General features: G+C 70.5%; 25 protein-coding genes. 5 read left to right on the forward strand and 20 right to left on the reverse strand.

Annotated elements, in window-relative coordinates; all coding sequences use genetic code 11:
• Window positions 1–13 precede the first annotated feature (13 nt).
• The 16 genes from AC3A46_RS10910 to AC3A46_RS10985 form a co-directional block, all read right to left on the reverse strand.
• Window positions 14–436 carry a GNAT family acetyltransferase gene (locus AC3A46_RS10910; RefSeq protein ID WP_487665190.1) on the reverse strand — a complete coding sequence of 141 codons (423 nt, stop codon included), beginning with the start codon at window positions 434–436 and terminating at the stop codon, window positions 14–16.
• A complete protein-coding gene (gene miaA, locus AC3A46_RS10915) occupies window positions 433–1,374 on the reverse strand; it encodes a tRNA (adenosine(37)-N6)-dimethylallyltransferase MiaA (protein ID WP_487665191.1) in 942 nt (313 codons plus the stop codon). Before miaA ends, AC3A46_RS10910 begins: the two co-directional genes overlap by 4 nt.
• A gap of 7 nt (window positions 1,375–1,381) precedes the next feature.
• Entirely contained in the window at window positions 1,382–2,947 is a 1,566-nt protein-coding gene (gene miaB / locus AC3A46_RS10920; RefSeq protein WP_487665192.1) for a tRNA (N6-isopentenyl adenosine(37)-C2)-methylthiotransferase MiaB, read from the reverse strand.
• A 107-nt stretch (window positions 2,948–3,054) separates the two neighbouring features.
• Window positions 3,055–3,924 (reverse strand): regulatory protein RecX, encoded by an 870-nt coding sequence (locus tag AC3A46_RS10925; RefSeq protein WP_487665193.1) that lies wholly within the window; start codon window positions 3,922–3,924, stop codon window positions 3,055–3,057.
• Window positions 3,924–4,973 carry a recombinase RecA gene (gene recA, locus AC3A46_RS10930; protein WP_487665194.1) on the reverse strand — a complete coding sequence of 350 codons (1,050 nt, stop codon included), beginning with the start codon at window positions 4,971–4,973 and terminating at the stop codon, window positions 3,924–3,926. The genes AC3A46_RS10925 and recA overlap by 1 nt, the downstream gene beginning before the upstream one ends.
• Before the next feature lie 259 nt (window positions 4,974–5,232).
• Window positions 5,233–5,457 carry a DUF3046 domain-containing protein gene (locus AC3A46_RS10935; RefSeq protein WP_487665195.1) on the reverse strand — a complete coding sequence of 75 codons (225 nt, stop codon included), beginning with the start codon at window positions 5,455–5,457 and terminating at the stop codon, window positions 5,233–5,235.
• 21 nt (window positions 5,458–5,478) lie between these two features.
• Window positions 5,479–5,787 (reverse strand): helix-turn-helix domain-containing protein, encoded by a 309-nt coding sequence (locus AC3A46_RS10940; RefSeq protein WP_487665196.1) that lies wholly within the window; start codon window positions 5,785–5,787, stop codon window positions 5,479–5,481.
• A gap of 168 nt (window positions 5,788–5,955) precedes the next feature.
• Window positions 5,956–6,441, reverse strand: a complete 486-nt coding sequence (locus AC3A46_RS10945; protein ID WP_487665197.1) for a CinA family protein — start codon at window positions 6,439–6,441, stop codon at window positions 5,956–5,958.
• The gene (gene pgsA, locus AC3A46_RS10950; RefSeq protein ID WP_487665198.1) at window positions 6,438–7,010 is read right to left on the reverse strand and encodes a CDP-diacylglycerol--glycerol-3-phosphate 3-phosphatidyltransferase; all 573 of its coding nucleotides are present in this window, start codon (window positions 7,008–7,010) and stop codon (window positions 6,438–6,440) included. Before pgsA ends, AC3A46_RS10945 begins: the two co-directional genes overlap by 4 nt.
• 43 nt (window positions 7,011–7,053) lie before the next feature.
• Window positions 7,054–9,798 carry an FtsK/SpoIIIE family DNA translocase gene (locus AC3A46_RS10955; RefSeq protein WP_487665199.1) on the reverse strand — a complete coding sequence of 915 codons (2,745 nt, stop codon included), beginning with the start codon at window positions 9,796–9,798 and terminating at the stop codon, window positions 7,054–7,056.
• 98 nt (window positions 9,799–9,896) lie between these two features.
• Entirely contained in the window at window positions 9,897–10,391 is a 495-nt protein-coding gene (locus AC3A46_RS10960) for an N-acetyltransferase family protein (protein ID WP_487665200.1), read from the reverse strand.
• Window positions 10,392–10,618: 227 nt separating this feature from the next.
• Complete coding sequence (locus AC3A46_RS10965) at window positions 10,619–12,295, reverse strand: ribonuclease J (protein ID WP_487665201.1); 1,677 nt, start codon at window positions 12,293–12,295, stop codon at window positions 10,619–10,621.
• Window positions 12,296–12,365: 70 nt separating this feature from the next.
• Window positions 12,366–13,343: a 4-hydroxy-tetrahydrodipicolinate synthase gene (dapA, locus tag AC3A46_RS10970; protein ID WP_056370087.1), complete on the reverse strand. Its 978-nt coding sequence runs from the start codon at window positions 13,341–13,343 to the stop codon at window positions 12,366–12,368.
• 56 nt (window positions 13,344–13,399) lie between these two features.
• On the reverse strand, window positions 13,400–14,164 hold the full coding sequence (locus AC3A46_RS10975; RefSeq protein WP_487665202.1) for an SDR family NAD(P)-dependent oxidoreductase: 765 nt from the start codon (window positions 14,162–14,164) through the stop codon (window positions 13,400–13,402).
• A 21-nt stretch (window positions 14,165–14,185) separates the two neighbouring features.
• Window positions 14,186–14,710, reverse strand: coding sequence for a dihydrofolate reductase (locus tag AC3A46_RS10980; protein WP_487665203.1), 525 nt, complete (start codon window positions 14,708–14,710; stop codon window positions 14,186–14,188).
• On the reverse strand, window positions 14,707–15,546 hold the full coding sequence (locus AC3A46_RS10985; RefSeq protein ID WP_487665234.1) for a thymidylate synthase: 840 nt from the start codon (window positions 15,544–15,546) through the stop codon (window positions 14,707–14,709). The genes AC3A46_RS10980 and AC3A46_RS10985 overlap by 4 nt, the downstream gene beginning before the upstream one ends.
• Window positions 15,547–15,666: 120 nt before the next feature.
• Between AC3A46_RS10985 and AC3A46_RS10990 the strand changes: the two genes are divergently transcribed.
• From AC3A46_RS10990 to AC3A46_RS11005, 4 genes are all read left to right on the forward strand, one after another.
• Complete coding sequence (locus tag AC3A46_RS10990; RefSeq protein WP_056370097.1) at window positions 15,667–16,104, forward strand: TlpA family protein disulfide reductase; 438 nt, start codon at window positions 15,667–15,669, stop codon at window positions 16,102–16,104.
• Window positions 16,097–16,639, forward strand: a complete 543-nt coding sequence (locus AC3A46_RS10995) for a DUF4395 domain-containing protein (protein ID WP_487665204.1) — start codon at window positions 16,097–16,099, stop codon at window positions 16,637–16,639. The genes AC3A46_RS10990 and AC3A46_RS10995 overlap by 8 nt, the downstream gene beginning before the upstream one ends.
• A gap of 130 nt (window positions 16,640–16,769) precedes the next feature.
• The gene (locus tag AC3A46_RS11000; RefSeq protein WP_487665205.1) at window positions 16,770–17,195 is read left to right on the forward strand and encodes an OsmC family peroxiredoxin; all 426 of its coding nucleotides are present in this window, start codon (window positions 16,770–16,772) and stop codon (window positions 17,193–17,195) included.
• Window positions 17,188–18,117, forward strand: coding sequence for a TIGR01777 family oxidoreductase (locus AC3A46_RS11005; protein ID WP_487665206.1), 930 nt, complete (start codon window positions 17,188–17,190; stop codon window positions 18,115–18,117). Before AC3A46_RS11000 ends, AC3A46_RS11005 begins: the two co-directional genes overlap by 8 nt.
• A gap of 13 nt (window positions 18,118–18,130) precedes the next feature.
• Here AC3A46_RS11005 and AC3A46_RS11010 read toward each other — a convergent pair whose 3' ends face one another.
• Together AC3A46_RS11010 and AC3A46_RS11015 are read right to left on the reverse strand one after the other, a co-directional pair.
• Window positions 18,131–18,580 (reverse strand): hypothetical protein, encoded by a 450-nt coding sequence (locus AC3A46_RS11010; protein ID WP_487665207.1) that lies wholly within the window; start codon window positions 18,578–18,580, stop codon window positions 18,131–18,133.
• A complete protein-coding gene (locus tag AC3A46_RS11015; protein ID WP_487665208.1) occupies window positions 18,577–19,392 on the reverse strand; it encodes a 4-hydroxy-tetrahydrodipicolinate reductase in 816 nt (271 codons plus the stop codon). Before AC3A46_RS11015 ends, AC3A46_RS11010 begins: the two co-directional genes overlap by 4 nt.
• Window positions 19,393–19,464: 72 nt before the next feature.
• Between AC3A46_RS11015 and AC3A46_RS11020 the strand changes: the two genes are divergently transcribed.
• On the forward strand, window positions 19,465–19,938 hold the full coding sequence (locus AC3A46_RS11020; protein WP_487665209.1) for a GNAT family N-acetyltransferase: 474 nt from the start codon (window positions 19,465–19,467) through the stop codon (window positions 19,936–19,938).
• A gap of 12 nt (window positions 19,939–19,950) precedes the next feature.
• On the opposite strand, the gene AC3A46_RS11025 is transcribed toward AC3A46_RS11020, so the two are convergent.
• Together AC3A46_RS11025 and AC3A46_RS11030 are read right to left on the reverse strand one after the other, a co-directional pair.
• Entirely contained in the window at window positions 19,951–20,553 is a 603-nt protein-coding gene (locus AC3A46_RS11025) for a histidine phosphatase family protein (RefSeq protein ID WP_487665210.1), read from the reverse strand.
• 113 nt (window positions 20,554–20,666) lie between these two features.
• Window positions 20,667–21,719, reverse strand: a complete 1,053-nt coding sequence (locus tag AC3A46_RS11030; protein WP_487665211.1) for an aldo/keto reductase — start codon at window positions 21,717–21,719, stop codon at window positions 20,667–20,669.
• Window positions 21,720–21,770 lie beyond the last annotated feature (51 nt).

Genomic DNA, 21,770 nt, shown 5'->3' on the forward strand with positions numbered 1-21,770 from the left:
GCCCCGGCCCGGCTCAGTCGGCGATGAGGCGCTTGCCGGTGTTCCACGTCTCGAACGGCTCGTAGCCGAGCGAGTCGTAGAACCCGCGCGCGATCCCGTTCTCGGGCCGCACCATGAGCTGCACCTTCGGGCAGCCCATCTCGGTCAGCAGCTCCTCGGCTTCGCCGACCAGCTTGCGTGCGATCCCCTCGCCGCGCCGGTCCGGCGCGCTCGCAAGGTAGTAGAGCCAGCCGCGGTGGCCGTCGTAGCCGGCCATGACCGTGCCGACGATCGTCCGGTCGTCGACGGCGACCAGGAACAGCTCCGGCTGCACCGAGAGCTTGCGGCGGATGTCCTGGTAGGGGTTGTTCCACGGCCGCGTGAGCCCCGCCTGCTGCCACAGCGAGACGACGGCCTCGGTGTCGGGGAGATCGAAGGCCCGGATCGCGATGCTCATGACCACGAGTCTGCCAGGGCGGTGGCATCCGTCTCCGGATCCACCCACCTGAGATCGTCGTAGCGCTTGAACCACGACACCTGGCGGCGGGCATAGCGGCGCGTCAGCGCCTGGGTCTCGGCGATCGCCTCGGCCTCGGTCATCTCCCCCGTCAGCTGCGCGAGCGCCTGCGCGTAGCCGATGGCTCGACGCGCCGTCACGCCGCGTTCGAGGCCCTGCGCGCGCAAAGCCCTCACCTCCTCGAGAAGCCCGTCCCGCCACATCGCTTCCACGCGCGCATCGAGGCGGAGCACGAGCTCGTCGCGAGGCACGGCGACGCCGACGATGCGGGTGTCGGGGTACCAGAGGACGGGAGCCTCGGGCAGCATCGCGCCGTGCGTGCGCTCACCGAGCTCGAGAACCTCGAGTGCGCGCACGATGCGCCGGCCGTTGCGCGGATCGACCTTGGCCGCCGTCGCGGAGTCCCGTTCGCGCAGGCGGGCATAGAGGGCGCCGGGGCCGTGCTCCTCGAGCTCCGCCTCGAGCCGGGCGCGGAGCTCCTCGTCCCGCGGCGGGAAGCGGAAGTCGAAGAGCACGCTCGACACGTACAGTCCGGACCCGCCGACCAGCACCGCGTCGGCGCCGCGACCGTGGATCTCGCGGATCGCGGTGCGCGCCGCATCCTGATACCAGGCGACCGCGGCGTCGTCGGTGACGTCGAGCACGTCGAAGAGGTGATGACGGATGCCTCGCCGCTCGGCCTCGGGAAGCTTCGCGGTGCCGATATCCATGCCGCGATAGAACTGCATCGCGTCGGCGTTCACGATCTCGGCTCGGCGGCCGCCGGCCGTGAGCGCTTCGGCGAGCTGGAGCGACAGCGCGGTCTTACCCGTCCCCGTCGCGCCCACCACGGCCCACAGGCGCGGCGGCCAGGCGGCGTCGTCGGTCGGGGTGTTCACGGTGGGGTCAGACGCCGACGCGCAGCGTCGGCAGCCCGAGCGAGACAGCGCGGGGCGCCCCGGCGGAGGCCGTCGACGCGTCGCCCGCGGACGCCGGGATGCCGCACGACTCGGCCTGCGAGCGATCCCACGCGTCGCCGGAGCGCGTCCGGCGGATGCGCAGCGGCGCGCCGTCGGTAGAGTCTGCGAGCAGGTGGAACGGCGCGGCGTGCGTCACCACGACCGAGACGACGTCTCCGGGGCGCGGGATCTCGGAGCCCTCGGGCACCTCGAAGTGCACGAGCCGGTTGTCTTCGGCACGGCCCGTGAGGCGGTGGGTCTCGGCGTCCTTCTTGCCCTCGCCGGTCGAGACGAGCACCTGCAGCTCGCGGCCGAGCTGCTTCTCGTTCTCTTCGCGCGAGATGCGATCCTGCAGGGCGGCGAGGCGCTCGTAGCGCTCCTGCACGATCTCCTTGGGCACCTGGTCGGGCATGGTGGCCGCCGGTGTGCCTTCGCGGATCGAGTACTGGAACGTGAAGGCACTGGCGAAGCGCGCCTGCTCGACGACGCGCATCGTGTCTTCGAAGTCCTCGTCGGTCTCGCCCGGGAAACCCACGATGATGTCGGTCGTGATGGCGGCGTCGGGCATCCTGTCCCGCACGCGATCGAGGATGCCGAGGAACTTCTCGCTGCGGTACGACCGGCGCATCGCCTTGAGGATACGGTCGCTGCCCGACTGCAACGGCATGTGGAGCTGCGGCATGACGGCCGAGGTCTCAGCCATCGCGTCGATGACGTCGTCGGTGAACGCAGCGGGGTGCGGGCTCGTGAAGCGGATGCGCTCGAGGCCCTCGATCTCGCCGGCGGCGCGCAGCAGCTTGCCGAACGCCTGGCGGTCGCCGAACTCGACGCCGTACGAGTTGACGTTCTGGCCGAGGAGGGTGACCTCCATCGCGCCGTCGTCGACGAGGAGGCGGATCTCGTTCAGGATGTCGCCCGGGCGGCGGTCCTTCTCCTTGCCGCGCAGGCTCGGCACGATGCAGAACGTGCAGGTGTTGTTGCAGCCGACCGAGATCGAGACCCAGCCGCTGTAGACGCTGTCGCGCTTGGTGGGCAGCGTCGACGGGAAGATCTCGAGCGACTCGAGGATCTCGAGTTCGGCGTCGCCGTTGTGGCGCGCACGCTCGAGCAGGCTCGGCAGCGATCCCATGTTGTGGGTGCCGAAGACGACGTCGACCCAGGGCGCCTTCTGCTGGACGACGTCCTTGTCCATCTGCGCGAGGCAGCCGCCGACGGCGATCTGCATGCCCTCGTGCTTGTCCTTGCGGGACTTGAGGTGACCGAGCGTGCCGTACAGCTTGCCGGCGGCGTTGTCGCGCACGGCGCACGTGTTGATGACGACGACGTCGGCCTCTTGGCCCGCCTCGGCGCGGACGTAGCCGGCGCTCTCGAGCGAACCGGAGAGGCGCTCGGAGTCGTGCACGTTCATCTGGCAGCCGAACGTGCGCACCTCGTAGGTGCGCGCACGCCCGTCGACATCGTGCGCGGCCTCGGAGGGCGCGATGAGAGTCGGGGTGGCGGAAGGGGAAGACATGATCCCGCCATTCTACGAGCCGTCCGCATGCAGGGAGGCTGGTAGTGGATGCTGCGCGTCCGGGCCCCGTGCCGGGGCATGACACGGACGTACCCGGGCGGTGGGCGTCAGTCGAATCGCACCCGTCCTGTGGGACGCGACGACTCGTCCAGCGCCTGCCGGGCGGCGTTGAGCGCCGCCGAGCCCCCGTAGCCCCGTCGCGCCAGCTGGCCGGCGAGACGACGAAGCGCGACGTCGGGCTCGAGCCCGCGCATGGAGCCCGCCTTGGACCGCGCGAACTCGAGCGCCCGTTCTGCGTCGTCGTCGGGCAGCTCGGCCAGCGCTGCGTCAGCGACATCGCGTGGGATCCCCCGCTTCGCAAGGCTCTGCGAGAGCGCCTGGCGCCCTTGCCCCTTGCGATCGACGCCGGCATGCACCACCTGCTCCGCGAGCCGGGCGTCGTCGAGGTAGCCGCGTTCGAGGAAGGCCTCGAGGATCGCGTCGACGCCTTCACGGCCGAGTTCGTACTGACCGAGGTATGTCTTCGCCTCCGATACGGAGACCTGCCGAGCACGCAGCTTCTTCAGCAGGCCGAGCTCGGCCGCCTCGGCGGGATCGGTGGCCTCCGGCGCACCTCGCCGACTCACCCCGGAACGGGCCCTGCCGGCGCGCTCGGCGTCGAGGTCGATGGGGCGCTCTTCACGCTCATCGCGCTCGGGTCCGCTGCGAGCGCTCGCGGTCGTGCTCGCGCCGGGGCCGTCGTTCCGCTCGGTCCGCCACTCGGCTGCAGCCCGTGCCGACGGTGCGGAAACAGGCTCGGCCCACGAGTCCTGGTCTCCTCGACCCACAGGGATCCGGTCCTCGAGCTCTTGCCGGACGTCTGCCACCGTCTTCGGGTACGCCTTCGCGTTGCGGTCGCCGAAGAGCGATGTCACGGGGGCGAGTCCGTCGCCGTCGTATGCGTCGGACTCGCCGCTGCTGTCGACGAAGCGGACCATCAGGCCGGGCGGCGCGCCGCCAGCTCGTCCGCGACTTCGCCCGTGGCCTTGGGCACACCGATGCCGAGCTTCGTCTTGATCTTCGTCTCGATCTCGGCCGCGACATCCGGGTTCTTCAAGAGGAAGTTGCGGGCGTTCTCCTTGCCCTGCCCGAGCTGCTCGCCCTCGTAGGTGTACCAGGCTCCGGACTTCTTGACGATGGCGTGCTCCACGCCGAAGTCGATGAGGCTGCCCTCCCGCGAGATGCCCACGCCGTAGAGGATGTCGAACTCCGCCTGCTTGAACGGCGGCGCCATCTTGTTCTTGACGACCTTGACGCGGGTACGGTTGCCGACCGCTTCAGTGCCGTCCTTCAGAGTCTCGATGCGACGGATGTCGAGACGGACCGACGCGTAGAACTTGAGCGCCTTACCACCGGCGGTGGTCTCGGGCGAGCCGAAGAACACGCCGATCTTCTCGCGCAGCTGGTTGATGAAGATCATCGTGGTGTTGGTCTGGTTGAGACCACCCGTGAGCTTGCGCAGCGCCTGCGACATCAGGCGCGCCTGCAGACCCACGTGGGAGTCGCCCATCTCGCCTTCGATCTCTGCCTTCGGCACGAGGGCGGCGACGGAGTCGATCACGATGAGGTCGATCGCGCCGGAGCGCACGAGCATGTCCGCGATCTCGAGCGCCTGCTCACCCGTGTCGGGCTGCGAGACGAGCAGCGCGTCGATGTCGACACCGAGCTTCTGCGCGTAATCGGGGTCGAGCGCGTGCTCGGCGTCGATGAACGCCGCGATGCCGCCGGCGCGCTGCGCGTTCGCGATCGCGTGCAGGGTGAGCGTCGTCTTACCCGACGACTCCGGTCCGTAGATCTCGATGATGCGGCCGCGCGGGAGACCGCCGATGCCGAGCGCCACATCGAGGGCGATCGATCCGGTGGGCACGACCTCGACAGGAGCGCGCTCGTCGCTGCCGAGGCGCATCACCGAGCCCTTCCCGAACTGCCGGTCGATCTGGGCGAGGGCCGACTCCAGGGCCTTCTCGCGGTCAACGGTTGATGGCATGACGTGCTCCTCAGTGCTCGCGTTCCGTCGCCTGTAGGCTGTCGCGCTCCACCCCGGTGGGACGGATGCTGCGACAAGGCGTGAGGTGTCGTTCGACGCTGTTCACGTTAGGGAGGGGCTCCGACATCCGTCTTCGCTCCTTCCCGGTGCGTGGAAAACACGCCCTCGACACCTGCTGTGCAGGAGCCTACGCGGATCTCGAACACTTCTTCGATGACACGCCGGATCGCGGCGACCGGAACGCGCACCGCGGAGCGGGTCAGCGGCGGCGCGGCTCGAGTCGTCCGACGCCGTATCGGCGCTCGGCGGGCACATCGAGCTCTTCGCACAGAGCGAGCCACACGTCGCGCGGGTCGACCCCGGCATCGATCGCCTCGGCGGCCGTGCGACCGCCCACCTTCGACAGGTACAGGTCGGTCACGACGGCGTTCGCGCGCACACCGAACTCGTCCACAACGGCACGCTGGAACTCACTGCGGCGCATAGAAGAACTGCGAAGAGGCGATCAGCGCAGCGAGAACTCGGCGTCAACCGAGGCCACGAGCTCGTCGGGAACCACATCGGGGAAGGGCTGGATGCCCTCGAGCACCGAGATGCGGTCGCCCACCTCGCGCATGATCGTGGAGATGGGGACGTCCAGGGCTTCGGCGACCGACGCGAGGATCTCGCTCGACGCCTCCTTCTGGCCGCGCTCGACCTCGCTCAGGTACCCCAGCGCGACGCTCGCGCGGCTCGCCACCTGGCGGAGGGTGCGCCCCTTCTGCTGGCGGAAATCACGAAGCACTTCGCCGATCTCTTGACGTACCAAGATCATCAGGGCCCCTCCTCACTTCTGATTCCACCGTCGTCCGGGTGCCCAACAGTACAGCACCGGATGATGCCAATCTAATCCCGACAACTGGGCAATGGGTGGGAATCACCGAATGTAACCGAGACGAAACACCATCTGTTCCCGGACCGGATGTCACCATTCGCGGATGCCTCACAGCACGGCGAGGGCCAGCTCCAGCACGCCCCGCACCGTCGCGGTGCGGATCTCGTCGCGCGTTCCCGACAGAGCGAGGGCCGACACGATGGCCGTCTCGGGCGTGGCGACCGCTATGTAGACCGTGCCCACGGCATGCCCGTCCTGCGGCTCGGGGCCGGCGACGCCCGTCGTCGAGAGCCCCACGTCTGCGCGCAGCACACGTCGTGCGCCCTGCGCCATCTCCTCGGCGACCGTGGGATCCACGGCACCGCGGGCCGCCAGCAGGTCCGCTTCGACACCGAGCGCGGTCGTCTTGAGGTCGGTGGCGTATGCGACGATCCCGCCCCGCACGTGGGCGGACGCGCCCGGCACGTCGATCAGCGTGGCAGTGACCCGGCCACCGGTCAGCGATTCCGCCGCGGCGATCGACCACCCGCGGATCTGGAGGGCGCGCAGCACGGCGGCTGCGGCATCCGTCCCCTCCGAGGGCTCGTCCGTCACGAGTCCCTCCGCTTCGCGCGAGCAGCGCGAAGCTCGGTCACGATGTAGTCGATGCCGCTCGCGATCGTCAGGATCACCGCGATCGTCATCAGCACGCCGTTGACCCAGAAGATCCAGTCGCCCACAAGGGTCCACAGCGGCAGCAGGGCGAACGAGAGGGCGAGACCCTGGGCGAGGGTCTTGAGCTTTCCCATCCAGGCGGCGGCCAGCACGTGGTCGCTCACGACCATGAACCGGTACACCGTGATCCCGATCTCGCGGACGAGCACGATGATCGTGATCCACCACGGCAGCTCGCCGAGGATGGACAGCCCGATGAAGGCGAATCCGGTGAGCACCTTGTCGGCGATGGGGTCCAGGAGCTTGCCGAGATCGGTGACGATCTCGTGCTTGCGGGCGAGGTAGCCGTCGATCCCGTCGGTCGCGATCGCCACGATGAACAGCGCGGCCGCCCACCACCGCAGGGCGCCGTCCGCTCCCCCGTCGGCCAGGAGCATCCACAGGAAGACCGGCGCGCACAGGATGCGCACGATCGTGATCGCGTTGGGCAGCTGCCGGGGGATCGCCATGGAGCCGAGCCTATCGGCGCGCCCGGCCGCGCGGAGCCGGCGGTCAGTCGCGGCCGGTGAGACCCCATGCGTCTTCGGATCCGTCGTCGTCACTCTCGACCACGGGGTAGCCGTCGTACTGCGATGCCACGGCATCCGTTCCGTAGCGGTCGTCCTCCGCCGCGGCGGGGGCCGCCGGAGTGGGCGCAGTGTCGGGCACATCCTCGCCGCGCAGGCGCGCCAGGACGGACGGCAGCTGCTCGACGGTCACGAGCACGTCGCGGGCTTTGGAGCCCTCGGAGGGGCCGACGATCTCGCGGGACTCCAGCAGATCCATCAGACGGCCCGCCTTCGCGAAGCCGACCCGGAGCTTGCGCTGGAGCATCGACGTCGAGCCGAACTGGCTCGACACGACGAGTTCGGCCGCCGCGAGGAGAAGCTCGAGGTCGTCCCCGATGTCGGCGTCGATCTCCTTCTTCTCCGCCACCGCCGCGACGTCGGCCCGGTACTCCGGTCGCGCCTGGTTGGTGACGTGCTTGACGACGTCCTCGATCTCCTTCTCGCTCACCCAGGCACCCTGCACGCGGAGCGCCTTCGAGGCGCCCATCGGCAGGAACAGGCCATCGCCCTGGCCGATGAGGCGGTCGGCGCCGGGCTGGTCGAGGATGACGCGGGAGTCGGTGACGCTCGTCACGGCGAACGCGAGACGCGACGGCACGTTGGCCTTGATGAGGCCCGTGACGACGTCGACCGAGGGTCGCTGCGTCGCGAGCACGAGGTGGATGCCCGAAGCGCGTGCGAGCTGCGTGATGCGGACGATCGAGTCCTCGACGTCGCGAGGCGCGACCATCATGAGGTCGGCGAGCTCGTCGACGACCACGAGCAGGTACGGGTACGGCTTGAGCACACGCTCGCTGCCCGGCGGAAGCGTGATCTCGCCGGCGACGACGGCCTTGTTGAAGTCGTCGATGTGTCGGAAGCCGAACGACGCGAGGTCGTCGTACCGCATGTCCATCTCTTTCACGACCCACTGCAGCGCCTCGGCGGCCTTCTTGGGGTTCGTGATGATGGGCGTGATGAGGTGCGGCACGCCCGCATACGACGTCAGCTCGACGCGCTTCGGGTCGATGAGGACCATGCGCACGTCGGCGGGCTTGGCGCGCATCAGGAGGCTCGTGATCATCGAGTTCACGAAGCTCGACTTGCCCGAGCCGGTCGAGCCGGCGACGAGGAGGTGGGGCATCTTCGCGAGGTTCGCGACGACGTACCCGCCCCCGACGTCCTTGCCGACGCCGATGGTCATCGGGTGCGTCTGGCTGGTGGCGGTCTGCGAGCGCAGCACGTCGCCGAGGGTGACGATCTCGCGGTCGGTGTTGGGGATCTCGACGCCGATGGCGCTCTTGCCGGGGATCGGCGCCAGGATGCGCACCTCGTTGGAGGCGACGGCGTACGCGAAGTTGTTCGTGAGCGCGGTGATGCGCTCCACCTTCACGCCGTGACCGACCTCGATCTCGTACTGCGTGACGGTCGGTCCGCGCGAGAACCCGGTGACGCGGGCGTCCACGTTGAACTGCTCGAGCACACTCGTGATCGCGCGGACGGTGTCGTCGTTGGCTTGAGAGCGCGCCACGTGGGGCGATCCTGCGGCCAGCGAGTTGACGGACGGCAGCCGGTACGGCGCGGACGGCGAGTCGAGGGCGGTGTCCGAGCCGATGCCGTCGAGGCCGGGAAGCGTGCCGTCGTCCTCGATGACCTCGGCATCGTCGCGCAGCGACGTGCGCGACGAGGTCGCGGCCTTCGCCGCCGACAGCACGGCGGGGTCGATGACCTCGGTGAGCGCGTCGGTCGCGGGCGCCGGCGGAGGGGTCACGGGCGTGGCGATCGCCTGCTCGAACCCGCCCTGCGACGTGCCTGGCGTGAGCAGCTCGGTGAGGTCCTGCGAGCCGAGGCCGCCCTCTGGGTCCTTCTCGCGGCCGGTCTTGTTGCGACGCCAGAACGGCAGGGAGGAGTCGCCTTCGTCGTCCGCAGCGGCCGAGGCTGCAGCATCCGTCGCCGATCTCTCTTCCCGCGGCTCGGCGCCGAACATCCAGGAGTACAGCTCGCCGAGGCGGCGCGCGATGCGGTTCGGGGGCGTCTTCGTGATGATCAGGATGCTGAGCACGGCCAGCAGCGACAGCACGATGTACGCGCCGACGTCGGTGAGGACCATGGCCAGCGGCTCGCCGAGCATCCAGCCGAGGAGGCCGCCCGCCTCGCTCAAGGCGGGAAGTCCCTGGTTCGGCTGCGGGCGCCCGCCCGCGACATGGCAGAAGCCCGCGATCGTGAGGACGAGCAGGCCGAATCCGATGCCCACGCGGCCGTTGTCGTGCACGGACGACGGATGCCGGAACATCCAGCCCGCGAGCAGCAGCAGGAGCACCGGCATGACGAAGGCCTCACGGCCGATCAGCATTCCGACGGTGTACGCGCTGATCGTCTTCGCGACCGCGTTGCCGATGAAGAACCACTCGTTCACGGCGCCGGCGATCGCCAGCAGCACGAGAAGGAACGGGAAGCCGTCGCGGCGCTGGTCCTTCTCGAGCGCCTCGGGACCGAACGCGCGGAACAGACTGCCGGTGGCGTGCGCGAGCCCCATCCACGCCCGCGCGACGACCGGCGGACGATCGGGTTCGTTCACGTAGCGCTTGGGTGCGGGTGCCGGCTTGGCGGCCGCGGGCTTGCGCGCCGACGAGGGCGCGCTCGATCGCGCGTTCGTCGACGCGGTCGAAGACGCGCGCGACCGGCTGGTCGGGCTTGAGCTCCTGGCCATCCCCCCACGGTAGGCCGACACCCCGACATTTGCCCGCAACCACGCCGCCGAGCGGCCGCAGGCCCGGCGCGTGGCGAAGGCCGGCTTCGCCGGATGCCTCAGCGCAGGCGCTTGACCATCGTGTCGCGGCCCGACCCGCTCTGCGTGACGGCGAAGCCCTCGCTGCGATAGAGCGTCGAGGCGAAGTTGCCCCGCTCGACGCTGAGGCTGATGCGCGCGAACCCCTGCGCGCCCGCGTGCTCGCACAGTCTCTGCAGGAGTGTGCGACCCACCCCGTGAGCGCGCCAGATCGGGCGCACGCCGATGATGAGCTCGGGCACCCCGGTGCCGACGTACCCGAAGCCCGGGTCGTCGCGCGGGAGCATGCGGTACCAGGCGGCGCCCATCGGCTCCCCGTGGGCGTCCTCGGCCACGAAGCCGGCATCGCCCGGCCGCATCCAGCCCGCCACGTAACGCCGGTGCTCGGCGCCGCCGATCACCTCGTGGCGGGGTCGCGCCCCGCCCTGGCGCCAGTTCGCCGCCTCGACGACCATGTCGCCGAGGAAGGCGCCGTCGGCCGACACGGCGGGACGGATGCGGAACGAGGAGGCCACGACGCCGATGGTACGGCCCGCGTGTTACGCCTCGATACTCCGCGGATGGCGATCTCGCTACGCCTCGCCACTCCGCGTGATGGTCATCTCGCTACGCTTCGATACTCCGCTTGATGGTCATCTCGCTACGCTTCGATACTCCGCTTGATGGTCATCTCGCTACGCTTCGATACTCCGCGTGATGGTCATCTCGCTACGCTTCGATACTCCGCGTGATGGTCATCTCGCTACGCTTCGATGACGAGCGGGACGATCATGGGCCGGCGGCGCAGCGACTGGTTGACCCAGCGACCGATCGTGCGGCGCACGACCTGCGACAGCGCGTGCGGGTCGCGGACACCGGACTTGGCCGCCTCGGCGAGCGCCGCGGCGATCTTGGGCTTGACATCTTCGAAGACCGCGTCATCTTCGGCGAAGCCGCGGGCGTGCACCTCCGGGCCGGAGATGATCTTGCCGGTCGACGCGTCGACCACCACGATCACCGAGATGAAGCCCTCTTCGCCGAGGATCCGGCGATCCTTGAGGTCGGCGTCCGTGATCTCGCCCACTGTCGAGCCGTCGACGTAGACGAAGCCGAGGTCGAACTGTCCGACGACGCGCGCGTCGCCGTCCTTGAGATCGATCACGGTGCCGTTCTCGGCGAGAATGGTCCGCTCGGGCGCGATCCCGGTGTCCTGGGCGAGACGCGCGTTCGCCATCAGGTGGCGGTACTCGCCGTGCACCGGGAGCACGTTCTTCGGCTTCAGGATGTTGTAGCAGTACAGCAGTTCACCGGCCGCGGCGTGGCCCGACACGTGCACCTTGGCGTTGCCCTTGTGCACCACGTTGGCGCCGAGCTTGGTGAGCCCGTCGATCACGCGGTACACCGCGTTCTCGTTGCCGGGGATGAGGCTCGAGGCCAGGATCACGGTGTCGCCGGGACCGGGCTCGATCGCGTGGTCGAGGTTCGCCATGCGGCTCAGCACCGCCATCGGCTCGCCCTGCGACCCGGTCGACATGTAGACGATCTGGTCGTCGGGCAGGTCGCGCGCCTTCTTGTAGTCGATCAGCACGCCTTCGGGCACGTGCAGGTACCCGAGATCCTCGGCGATCGTCATGTTGCGCAGCATGCTGCGGCCGAGGAGGGCCACGCGACGGCCGTGGGCGGCGGCCGCATCCAGCACCTGCTGCACGCGGTGCACGTGGCTCGAGAAGCTCGCCACGATCACGCGCCGCGGCGCCTTGCCGATCACCTGGTCGAGCACCGGGCCGATGGAGCGTTCCAGAGGCGTGAAGCCGGGCACATCGGCGTTGGTCGAGTCGACGAGGAAGAGGTCGACGCCCTCCTCCCCCAGCCGCGAGAACGCGCGGAGGTCGGTCAGCCGGCCGTCGAGCGGGAGCTGGTCCATCTTGAAGTCGCCGGTGGCGAGCACGAGACCCGCGGGGGTGCGGATCGCGACGGCGAGCGCGTCGGGGATCGAGTGGTTCACCGCGACGAACTCGAGCTCGAACGGCCCGAGGTTCTCGGTCTGGCCCTCCGCCACTGTGAGGCTGTACGGCTTGATCCGGTGCTCCTTGAGCTTCGCCTCGGTGAGCGCGAGGGTCAGTCCCGATCCGATGATCGGGATGTCGCCCTTGAGCTTGAGCAGGTACGGCACCGCGCCGATGTGGTCCTCGTGGCCGTGCGTGAGCACGACGCCGACGATGTCGTCGAGCCGCTTCTTGAGCGGTTCGAAGTCGGGGAGGATCAGGTCGACGCCGGGCTGGTGCTCTTCGGGGAACAGCACGCCGCAGTCGACCACGAGGAGCTTCCCGCCGTACTCGAACACCGTCATGTTGCGCCCGACCTCGCCGAGGCCGCCGAGCGGGACGATCCGTAGGGTTCCTGCTGCGAGCTCCGGCGGGTCGTACGGGGTGGTGGGCATTGCGAAGCCTCCTCCGGGCGCCGAGACGCCCGTCATCTGCGCGCCGTCGACCGTTCGACGGCGCGATTCGTCATCTCGTGGTGCCTGAGACCTTCGGCAGCGCGCCGCCGGCGGCGGCGTTGCGGTCAGGACGGAAGTTCGAGAAGTCGGCGCCGGGCACGTCGTGCACGAGAGCGAGCTCGTCCTCGATCTTGGCGGCCTCCCACTCCTCCGGCCCGACGAGCGGCAGCCGCACGCGGGGGCTGCCGATGCGGCCGAGGCCGTGGAGGATGTACTTCGCCGACACGGTGCCGGGCACGTGCGTCATCACGGCGCGCACGAGCGGCTCGAGCTGCTGGTGCGCCGCGGTGGCCGTCTTGAGGTCGCCGGCGTTCACGGCGTCGACGATCGCACGGTAGGGCTGCGCCGCGATGTTCGCGGTGACGCCGATGAGCCCCGTCGCGCCGATCGCGAGGTGCGGCAGCACGTTGGCGTCGTCGCCCGAGAAGTACATCAGGTCGGTCTGGTTGAGCACGCGGCTCACCTCGCTGAAGTCGCCCTTGGCGTCTTTGATGGCGAGGATGTTCGGGTGCTTGGCGAGACGCAGGATCGTCTCGTACCGGATCGGCACACCGGTGCGGCCCGGGATGTCGTACAGGATCACCGGCAGGTCGGTGGCGTCCGCGACCAGGCGGAAGTGCGTCAGGATGCCCGCCTGCGTGGGCTTGTTGTAGTAGGGCGTGACGATCATGATGCCGTCGGCGCCGACCTTCTCGCTGGCCTTGTAGAGCTCGATCGCGTGCGCGGTCTCGTTCGACCCGCCGCCCGTGATGATCTTGGCGCGGCCGGCGGCGACATCCTTTCCGACCTCGACGAGGCGGATCTTCTCCGCGTCGGTGAGGGTCGACGTCTCACCCGTGGTGCCGGTCACGACGATGCCGTCGGCCCCCGCGGTGATGACGTCGTCGATGTGCTTCTCGACAGCGGGCCAGTCGACCTCGCCGTCGGCCGTCATGGGGGTGACGAGCGCGACGAGCACCTGTCCGAAGGGGTTGCCCGTATGCGTCATGCATTCAGGTTATCGGGATGCCGCGCCCCGGCGCGCCCGGTGACGCCGGGCTCGGCTCAGCGGCCGCGCTCTCCGATGCGCGCGGCGACCGACGGCGGGGCGAACCGGGCCAGGGCCACGAGCGCCTTGTACCGCAGCGACGGGATCGACACCGCCGCACCGCGTGCCGCATCGCGCAGCGACTCGGCGACGACGTCGCGCGCGTCGAGCCACATCCCGTCGGGGACGCCCTCCTGGCCCGGGGGCAGCCCGAGGCGTTCGTGGAAGTTCGTGTGGGTGTAGCCCGGGCACACCGCGGTCACCGTGACGCCTCGCGGACCATAGCGGCCGTTCGCCCAGCGGCTGAAGCTCACGAGCCACCCCTTGCAGGCACCGTAGGTCGAGCGCGGGATGAAGGCGGCGACCGATGCGACGTTGATGATGCGGCCGTGCCCGCGGGCGAGCATCGCGCCCAGTGCGGCGTGCGTGAGGCGCATCGGCACCTCGACGTGCACCTGGAGGTGACGGACCTCGTCCTCGATGTCGTTGCGCTCGAACGCCAGGGGCAGTCCGAACCCCGCGTTGTTGACGAGGATCTCGATCGGCCGGGCCTCGTCGGCGACGCGCGCCTCGACCCGCTCGCGCTGGCGGCGCTTCAGCAGGTCGGCCGCGAGTACCTCGACCTCGACCCCGTAGGTCGACCGCAGCCGGACGGCGAGCTGCTCGAGCGACTGCCGGTCGCGCGCGACGAGCACGAGGTGCGCGCCCTTCGCTGCGAGCTGGCGCGCGTACTCCGCACCGAGACCCGAACTCGCACCGGTGATGAGCGCCGTCTTCGCCATGCGCGCCAGCCTATTGCCGTGTCAGCGCGAGCCGTGCGCCGCCGGCCGCACCAGCCGCAGGAAGCGGTAGCGGATGCCGGAACCCGACGTGTGCCAGCCGTCGACCGGGTCCGTCGCGGCCGAGACCCAGCCGGCACGGTCGGGCGCCAGGGTGTCACCCTCGACAGCGACATCGAGTTCGGTGACCTCGAGGAGGTCGGCGAGCTCGATGGCCTCCTGGAACAGCTGCCCGCCGCCGATCACCCAGATGCGCTCGGGCTCGCCCTCGTCGGCGAGGGCCAGCGCGGCCCCGAGCGATGCGGTGCGCTCGGCGCCGGCATCCGTCCACTGCGGCTGTCGGGTGATCACGATGTTGCGCCGTCCCGGCAGAGGGCGCACGCGCGCGGGAAACGACTCCCAGGTACGGCGGCCCATCACGACCGGTGCGCCGAGCGTCAGCGCCTTGAAGTGGGCGAGGTCCTCGGGAACATGCCACGGCATGCCGCCGTCGGCGCCGATCACGCCGTCGTGCGCCTCCGCCCAGATGAGGCCGACCGGGGCCGTCATACCGCGACCGCCCCGCGGATCGCGGGGTGGTGCTGGTAGTCCTCGAGCACGAAGTCGTCGTAGCGGTAGTCGAAGATCGAGTCGGGCGTGCGCGCGATGCGCAGCGTCGGATACGGGTACGGCTCGCGCGTGAGCTGCTCGCGCACCTGCTCGAGGTGGTTGTCGTAGATGTGGCAGTCGCCGCCGGTCCACACGAAGTCGCCCGGCTCGAGCCCCGCCTGCTGCGCCACCATGAGGGTCAGCAGCGCGTACGACGCGATATTGAAGGGGACGCCGAGGAAGAGGTCGGCACTGCGCTGGTACAGCTGGCACGACAGCTTGCCGTCGGCCACGTAGAACTGGAACATCGCATGGCACGGCGCGAGCGCCATGTCGGGGATGTCGGCGGGGTTCCACGCCGACACGATGAGCCGACGCGAATCGGGGTTCGCGCGGATCTGGTCGAGCACGAGCGCGATCTGGTCGATGTGGTCGCCCGACGGCGTCGGCCACGACCGCCATTGCACTCCGTAGACCGGGCCCAGCTCGCCGGCGGCATCCGCCCACTCGTCCCAGATGGTGACGCCGTTCTCCTGCAGCCACGCCACATTCGACTCGCCGCGGAGGAACCACAGCAGCTCATAGGCGATCGACTTGAAGTGCACGCGCTTGGTCGTGATGAGCGGGAAGCCCTGCGACAGGTCGAACCGGATCTGGCGGCCGAACGCACTCGTCGTGCCGGTGCCGGTGCGGTCGTCCTTGTGGGTGCCGTGCTCGAGCACGTCTCGCAGAAGGTCTTCGTACGGGGTCGGGATCGGCGTCGTCACGGCTGCCACGATACCCGCGCCCCGGGACATCCCGGCCGTGCCCGCACCGCGTGCTCTCCTCACAGCGCCGAGTCGCCTTCTGTGACATCGATCGCGTCATATTCGCCGATTCGGCCTCCATTCAGGTGAAAGGGGTTAGCCTGATCTGCTGTGACCCTGGTCGGAGCCCTCATCGCCCTCGCCGTGCTGCTCGCGGCGACGGTGGCACTCGGCGTCTTCCTGAACTGGCGACAGTCGCAGGCCCGCCGCAACGTCGAGCACGAGGTCGTCGAACCTCACCGGCTCGGCGCCGACGGGCTCGGCGAAGTCGCCACCCTCCTGCAGTTCAGCACCGAGCTCTGCGCCCGCTGTCCGGGTGTGCACCGCACGCTCGCGGCCATCGCCGACGATCACGAGGGCGTGCGCCACCTCGACGTCGACCTGACCCACCGCCCCGACATCGCGAAGCACTTCCACGTCCTGCAGACGCCGACCACGCTCGTGCTCGACCGCAACGGCGTCGTGCAGACCCGCTTCGGGGGCGCCCCGGGTCGCGACGTGCTCGAGCTCGAGCTCAACCGCCTGATCGCGGAGGACGCGAATGTCTGAGCGACGGGATGCTGCGACCCCGCGCGGGATCGATCCCCGCGGTCCGCGCTTCGCGGCCGGCATCACCGCCGTGCTCCTGCTGATCGTCGTGTTCCTCGGGCTCACCGGCCTCTCGACGGCGCAGACGGCCGAGGGATGGGCGATCTCCGCGGCGAGCGTCGCCCAGCGGATCCTGGACCCCGCTTTTCTCCTGCTGCTCGTGACGACCCTGCTCTTCCTGTGGGGCGTCGTCTCGCCGCGCACCGCGCCGTGGGGCGCGCTCTACCGCGCGGCCGTGGCTCCGCGCCTGTCGGCTCCCACCGAGCTCGAGGACCCGCGCCCGCCGCGCTTCGCGCAGGGCGTCGGCCTGTTCGTGTCGGCTCTCGGTCTCGTGCTGCAGCTGTTCGGCGTGCCGTGGGCATTGACGATCGCCGCCGCGGCGGCCTTCATCGCCGCGTTCCTCAACGCCGTGTTCGGGCTCTGCCTCGGCTGCCAGCTCTACCTCCTCCTGCAGCGCGCCGGCATCGTCGGCCGCACCCGCCCGGCGTCGGCCTGACACCGCGTCGGCCGTCCGCACACCGAGGGGCGCGGCATCCGGTGTCAACCCATCGCGGTGCGCCAGCCCGACGCCATAGGCTGACGCGAGACGCCCGGCACGCGGGCGCCCCGCCAGCGAGGAGGCCCACATGACCGTCACGAGCGAAGCAACCACGGTATGGAAGGGCGGTCTGTTCGACGGCTCCGGCGAGACCACGTTCGTGTCGTCCGGCCTCGGGACCTTCCCCGTCAACTGGAAGGCCCGCAGCGAGGGATCCACGTCGGTCACGACGCCGGAGGAGCTGATCGCGGCCGCGCACGCGTCGTGCTTCAGCATGGCGTTCTCGCTCGCACTGGCCGAGAACGGCACGCCCGCGGAGTCGATCGACACGACCGCCTCGGTCACGTTCAAGCCGGGCACGGGCATCACCGGCAGTCACCTGAACGTCAACGCGGTCGTCCCGGGACTCGAGCCCGAGGACTTCGAGCGACTCGCCCAGAGCGCAAAGGCCGGATGCCCCGTCTCGCAGGCCCTGGCGGGCATCGAGATCACGATCGAGGCCACGCTTGCCTGAAGGCCCACCCGGCGATGACGACGGCCGGCGGATCGTCGTCGCCGGGGCGTCCGGCCTCATCGGCCGGGCGCTCGCCGAGAGCCTCCGCGCCGACGGCATCGAGGTGACGACCCTCGTGCGCCGCCCCGCCGAGGCCGCGCACGAAGTCGAATGGCTCACGACGGCCGAGCCGCTGGATCCCGCGGTGCTCGAGGGGGCGGACGCGGTCGTCGGGCTCAACGGTGCGAGCATCGGGCGCTTCCCGTGGACGCCGTCGTACAAGAGCACCCTGCTGTGGTCGCGCATCGCTCCGACGCGCGCGCTCGCCCGCGCGGTGCGCGAGCTCGGTGCAGCGGCCCCGCACTTCGTGTCGGCATCGGCCGTGGGCTACTACGGCTCGGCGCCGGGCGTGCGCCTCTTGGAGGACGCCCCACGCGGCGAGTCGTTCCTCGCGGATCTCTGCGGCGAGTGGGAGGCGGCGGCATACGGCGCGGGGACGGATGCTGCGGTCTCGGTGCTGCGCACGGCCCCGGTCGTGCACGCCGACGGCGTGCTGAAGCCGCTGATGGTCCTGACCAAGCTGGGACTCTCCGGCCCGATCGGCCGTGGGACGCAGGCCTGGCCGTGGATCTCGCTCGAGGACGCGGTGCGCGCGATCCGGCACGTGATCGACGCCCGCCTCACCGGTCCCGTGAACCTGTCCGGACCGACGCGCGCCACCGCGAACGACCTCGGGTTCGCGCTCGCGGTGCGGATGAACCGCCCGTTCCTTCTGCGCGCGCCGGTGTGGGGCATGAAGCTCGCGCTCGGCGCGGACGCCACAGAGGCGATCCTCACCGCGGATGCGCACGTGGTGCCACAGGCGCTCGAGGAGTCGGGGTTCGCGTTCTCCCACGCGACGGTCGAAGACGCGGTGGCGGCCGCCGTGCCCGCGGCATCCTGATCCGGCGCCAGGCTCAGCCGGCGCGGTCGGCCTTCTCGAGCCGGATGGCGGCCCGCACCGCCTCGCGTGCGCGACGGCGGTCGCCGGCGGCGTCGTAGGCGAGTCCGAGCCGGTACCACGCCCGCCAATCGTCGGGGTGGGCCTCGACGTCGGCGCGGTACGCGGGGAAGACGGCGTCTCCGTCCTCGCGCATCACGCGGCCGCTCGGACGCACGGCGACCTCCTCCCGCGGCAGGGCGTCCTCGGCCTCGAGCCGCTTGCCGAGCTGCTGCGCGCGTACGCCGAACCCCAGCTCCCGCCCGAGCGCCCACGCGGCGATGAGCGGCAGCACGACGAGCGCCGCGCCCATCGCGATGCCGACCGGGTCGCCGCTGGCGAGCAGGAGCCACGCCCGCTGCCCTACCAGCACGATGTACAGCGCGAGCAGCGCCGCCATGACGGCGACGCCGATGCGCGCGCTCATGCCCCGGTCGTGCGGGCGACCTGGCCGGGCACGCCGCCCTCGTCGACGGGCCGACCGTCGGACTGCGCCGCGCGGCGACCGATGCCGATGTCGATCAGGCTGTCGAGGCCGACGGTGACACCCGAGGCGTCGCGCGCAGCGGCGAGGGCGAGGCGGATGCCGGGACCGTACGCCTGTGCCGGCTCCACGGTGTCGTGCACGATGGTGAGCGACTCCCCTGCCCCCGACAGGATCGTCTCCTGCCGGGCGACGACGCCCGGGCGGCGCAGCGAGTGGATCGGCACGCTCGCGACCTGCTGGCCGCGGGCGCGCTGGTCGACGTGCGGCGACTCGACCGGGCCGACTCCGTCGCGCGCGGCGGCGATGAGCTCGGCCGTGCGCACGGCGGTGCCGCTCGGCGAGTCGATCTTGGTCTCGCGATGCGCCTCGACGATCTCGATCGACGGGAAGAACGGCGCGGCGGCGGCCGCGAGCGCCGAGCCCAGCACGGAGCCGAGCGAGAAGTTGGGGATGAAGACGGCACCCGTGCCGGCGGCCTCGACGAGAGGACGGACCAGCGCGATGCGCTCGGCCGACCAGCCGGAGGTGCCGATGAGCACGTTGATGCCACGCTCGATCGCGGCGCGGACCACGTCGATCGACACGGCGGGCGTCGACGCGTCCACCACCAGGTCTGCGCCGTCGAGCTCGGACAGTTCCGACCGGGACGACAGCACCCCGGCGACCTCGAATCCGGGTTCGACGTCGACCACGTCGCGGATGATCGCTCCGAGCTTTCCGGTGCCGCCCACGATGGCCACGCGTGTCGTCATGCCTCCATCCTAGGCGGGGGGCCGGCGAGCAGCCGGGCCTGCCGGCCGCGGCAGACGCCTACGCTGGAGGCCGTGGTGACTCTCCGACCCTCCCCTGTCGACGCGCCCGACGCCCACGACCTCCTCGCCGAGTACTTCCGGACCCGCACCGAAGGATTCGCCGACCAGGGCGTCGCGTACCGGACGACCTTCCCCGATCCGGCGGCCTTCGTGCCGCCCGCCGGCGTCTTCGTCCTGCTCGACGACGACGCGGGCGTGGCACAGGGCTGCGGAGGCATCCGTCTCATCCCTGAGGGGCCGCGCGGGCCGCGGTACGAGCTGAAGCACCTGTACCTGCGGCCGGTCGCACGCGGGCGCGGGTGGGGCCGCCTGCTCGTCGAGGACCTCGTCGAGCGCGCCCGTGGGTTCGGCGCCGCCGAGCTCGTGCTCGACACGCACCACTCGCTCGAGGCCGCCGGCGCGCTCTACGCGCGCACCGGATTCGTCGCGATCGAGCCCTACAACGACAACCCGAACGCGACCCGCTGGTACGGCAAGGTGCTCTGAACGCGAGGCGGGTCAGACGGGATAGACCTCGGGCAGACCGGTCCGCAGCTCGACCGGAAGGTGCGCGAGATCGTTGTGCGACAGGAGCGTCCACGGGCGCCCCTGCTTCTGCGCGATCACGGTCAGTCCGCAGTGCGCCTGATTGAGCGTCATCCAGCGCCAGTCGGGCGCCTGCAGCACCTCGCGCACGAACCACGCGATCACGAAGTTATGGGTGATCAGGAGTTCGTGCACCTCGCCGCGCTTGCGCGCCAGGAACTCGCTCGTCGCGTCGGACATCTGCGCACGGCCGGCCTCGACCTCGGCTTCGGTGACCGAACCGAAGAACGGCTCGAAGGCGGCGGGCGTCTCGTCGGTCATGCCCGTGGGCACGCAGTCGAACAGCAGCGCGGACGGTTCGGGCGTGAGCGACGGCATCCGTTCGGTGACCGCGCGAGCCGTCTGGCTGGCGCGTTCGAGCGGCGAATGCCACAGCGCGTCGAACGGCACCCCGGAGAGCCGATCCGCCAGCAGCGCGGCCTGCCGGCGACCGCGAGGCGACAGCGGCCCGTCGACGAGTCCGTGCTCGGCATCCTGATGTTCGCCATGCCGCACGAGGTAGATGTAGTGCGTCACGCAGTTCACTCCGTCGGGGATCTCGTGCCCTTGGGGAAGGCACGACATCCAGCCTACGACACGTCCCCGGGGCGATTCAGCGACTGTGGACGGCGAGTCCCAAGCGCGGGCGACTACTCCGAGGCGCGCCCGATGTCCGACAGCTGGCCGCGGCTGAGGCGCACGCCGACGCCCTGCACGAGCTCCTCGACGTGCTGCGGCGCGTACGCGTTCACGATGGGCGCGGTGACGAGCTTCTGCGAGAGCAGCCACGCGACGGCCACGGCCGCATCGGGGACGCCCAGCACGGCGCCGACGGCGTCGAGCGCGCGCAGGGTACGGCTCCCCCGGCGGTTGAGGTTGGCCGCGAGCTGCGCGCCGCGCACCGAGAGGGCGCCACGGATCTTCGAGCGCTGCCGGCCCGCGAGGAACCCGTGCTCCAGCGCGTGCGACGGGGTCACCGCCATGCCCTGCGCCCCGGCGACGAGACGCAGATCGGCGTCGAACTCGTGGCGGCGCAGCACGTTGAACGGGACGTCGAGCACGGCGATCCGGGGGTAGCCCGCCGACGCGAAGATGCGCGCTTCGACGAGCTGCGCGGCGCTGTAGCCGATCGCGCCGATCGCCCGCACCTTGCCGGTCTCGACGAGCCACTCCGCCGTGGCGAGCGTGTCTTCGAGCGACGACGCACGATCGGTGGTCGCGTCGAGGTAGAGGACGTCGATGCGGTCGGTGCGCAGGCGGGTCAGCGAAGCCTCGACGGCGCGCACGAGGTTGACCGGGCCGAGACCGGGGTTGTCGGCATGGCCGCCGACGCGGACGGCGAGGACGATATCGTCGCGGAGGCCGCGGGACTGCAGCCACTGGCCGATGATGTGCTCGCTGCGACCGCTCGAGTAGCTGTCGGCCGTGTGCACGGCGTTGCCGCCCAGTTCGGCATACGTGTCGAGGATCGCGTGGCTCGACTCGAGGTCGACGTTCCACCCGAACTCGGCGGCACCGAGGATCAGCGGGAAGATGCTCGAGCCGCTCTCACCGAGTGCGACGCGCACATTGCTGCCGATCGAAGGGCCCTGGACGGGGATCGGCGCGGAGGGATGCGGGCCGCGCACGACGGCGCCCGGCTGTGCGGACGCGGCATCCGGACTCGACGACGGGAGCGTCGAGTCAACGCCGAAGTAAGCCATGTGCCACCCCCTCACGAGATTCCCTACGGGAGTCGTGATCACTGTCTGCGC

The sequence above is a fragment of the Microbacterium sp. Soil_C_42 genome (assembly GCF_057656735.1).

What these genes read in the sequence shown, in the direction of transcription:
- AC3A46_RS10980 (WP_487665203.1), bottom strand. Translation starts at nt 14,710, where the DNA reads ATGACGGCCCCGGTCGGCCTCATCTGGGCGGAGGCGCACGACGGCGTG.
- AC3A46_RS10955 (WP_487665199.1), bottom strand. Translation starts at nt 9,798, where the DNA reads ATGGCCAGGAGCTCAAGCCCGACCAGCCGGTCGCGCGCGTCTTCGACC.
- AC3A46_RS11000 (WP_487665205.1), top strand. Translation starts at nt 16,770, where the DNA reads ATGACCGTCACGAGCGAAGCAACCACGGTATGGAAGGGCGGTCTGTTC.
- AC3A46_RS11015 (WP_487665208.1), bottom strand. Translation starts at nt 19,392, where the DNA reads ATGACGACACGCGTGGCCATCGTGGGCGGCACCGGAAAGCTCGGAGCG.
- AC3A46_RS10925 (WP_487665193.1), bottom strand. Translation starts at nt 3,924, where the DNA reads ATGGTCCGCTTCGTCGACAGCAGCGGCGAGTCCGACGCATACGACGGC.
- dapA (WP_056370087.1), bottom strand. Translation starts at nt 13,343, where the DNA reads ATGACGCATACGGGCAACCCCTTCGGACAGGTGCTCGTCGCGCTCGTC.
- AC3A46_RS10975 (WP_487665202.1), bottom strand. Translation starts at nt 14,164, where the DNA reads ATGGCGAAGACGGCGCTCATCACCGGTGCGAGTTCGGGTCTCGGTGCG.
- AC3A46_RS10985 (WP_487665234.1), bottom strand. Translation starts at nt 15,546, where the DNA reads ATGTCCCGGGGCGCGGGTATCGTGGCAGCCGTGACGACGCCGATCCCG.
- AC3A46_RS10965 (WP_487665201.1), bottom strand. Translation starts at nt 12,295, where the DNA reads ATGCCCACCACCCCGTACGACCCGCCGGAGCTCGCAGCAGGAACCCTA.
- AC3A46_RS10940 (WP_487665196.1), bottom strand. Translation starts at nt 5,787, where the DNA reads ATGATCTTGGTACGTCAAGAGATCGGCGAAGTGCTTCGTGATTTCCGC.
- AC3A46_RS10910 (WP_487665190.1), bottom strand. Translation starts at nt 436, where the DNA reads ATGAGCATCGCGATCCGGGCCTTCGATCTCCCCGACACCGAGGCCGTC.
- AC3A46_RS10935 (WP_487665195.1), bottom strand. Translation starts at nt 5,457, where the DNA reads ATGCGCCGCAGTGAGTTCCAGCGTGCCGTTGTGGACGAGTTCGGTGTG.
- miaB (WP_487665192.1), bottom strand. Translation starts at nt 2,947, where the DNA reads ATGTCTTCCCCTTCCGCCACCCCGACTCTCATCGCGCCCTCCGAGGCC.
- pgsA (WP_487665198.1), bottom strand. Translation starts at nt 7,010, where the DNA reads ATGGCGATCCCCCGGCAGCTGCCCAACGCGATCACGATCGTGCGCATC.
- AC3A46_RS11010 (WP_487665207.1), bottom strand. Translation starts at nt 18,580, where the DNA reads ATGAGCGCGCGCATCGGCGTCGCCGTCATGGCGGCGCTGCTCGCGCTG.
- recA (WP_487665194.1), bottom strand. Translation starts at nt 4,973, where the DNA reads ATGCCATCAACCGTTGACCGCGAGAAGGCCCTGGAGTCGGCCCTCGCC.
- AC3A46_RS11030 (WP_487665211.1), bottom strand. Translation starts at nt 21,719, where the DNA reads ATGGCTTACTTCGGCGTTGACTCGACGCTCCCGTCGTCGAGTCCGGAT.
- AC3A46_RS10995 (WP_487665204.1), top strand. Translation starts at nt 16,097, where the DNA reads ATGTCTGAGCGACGGGATGCTGCGACCCCGCGCGGGATCGATCCCCGC.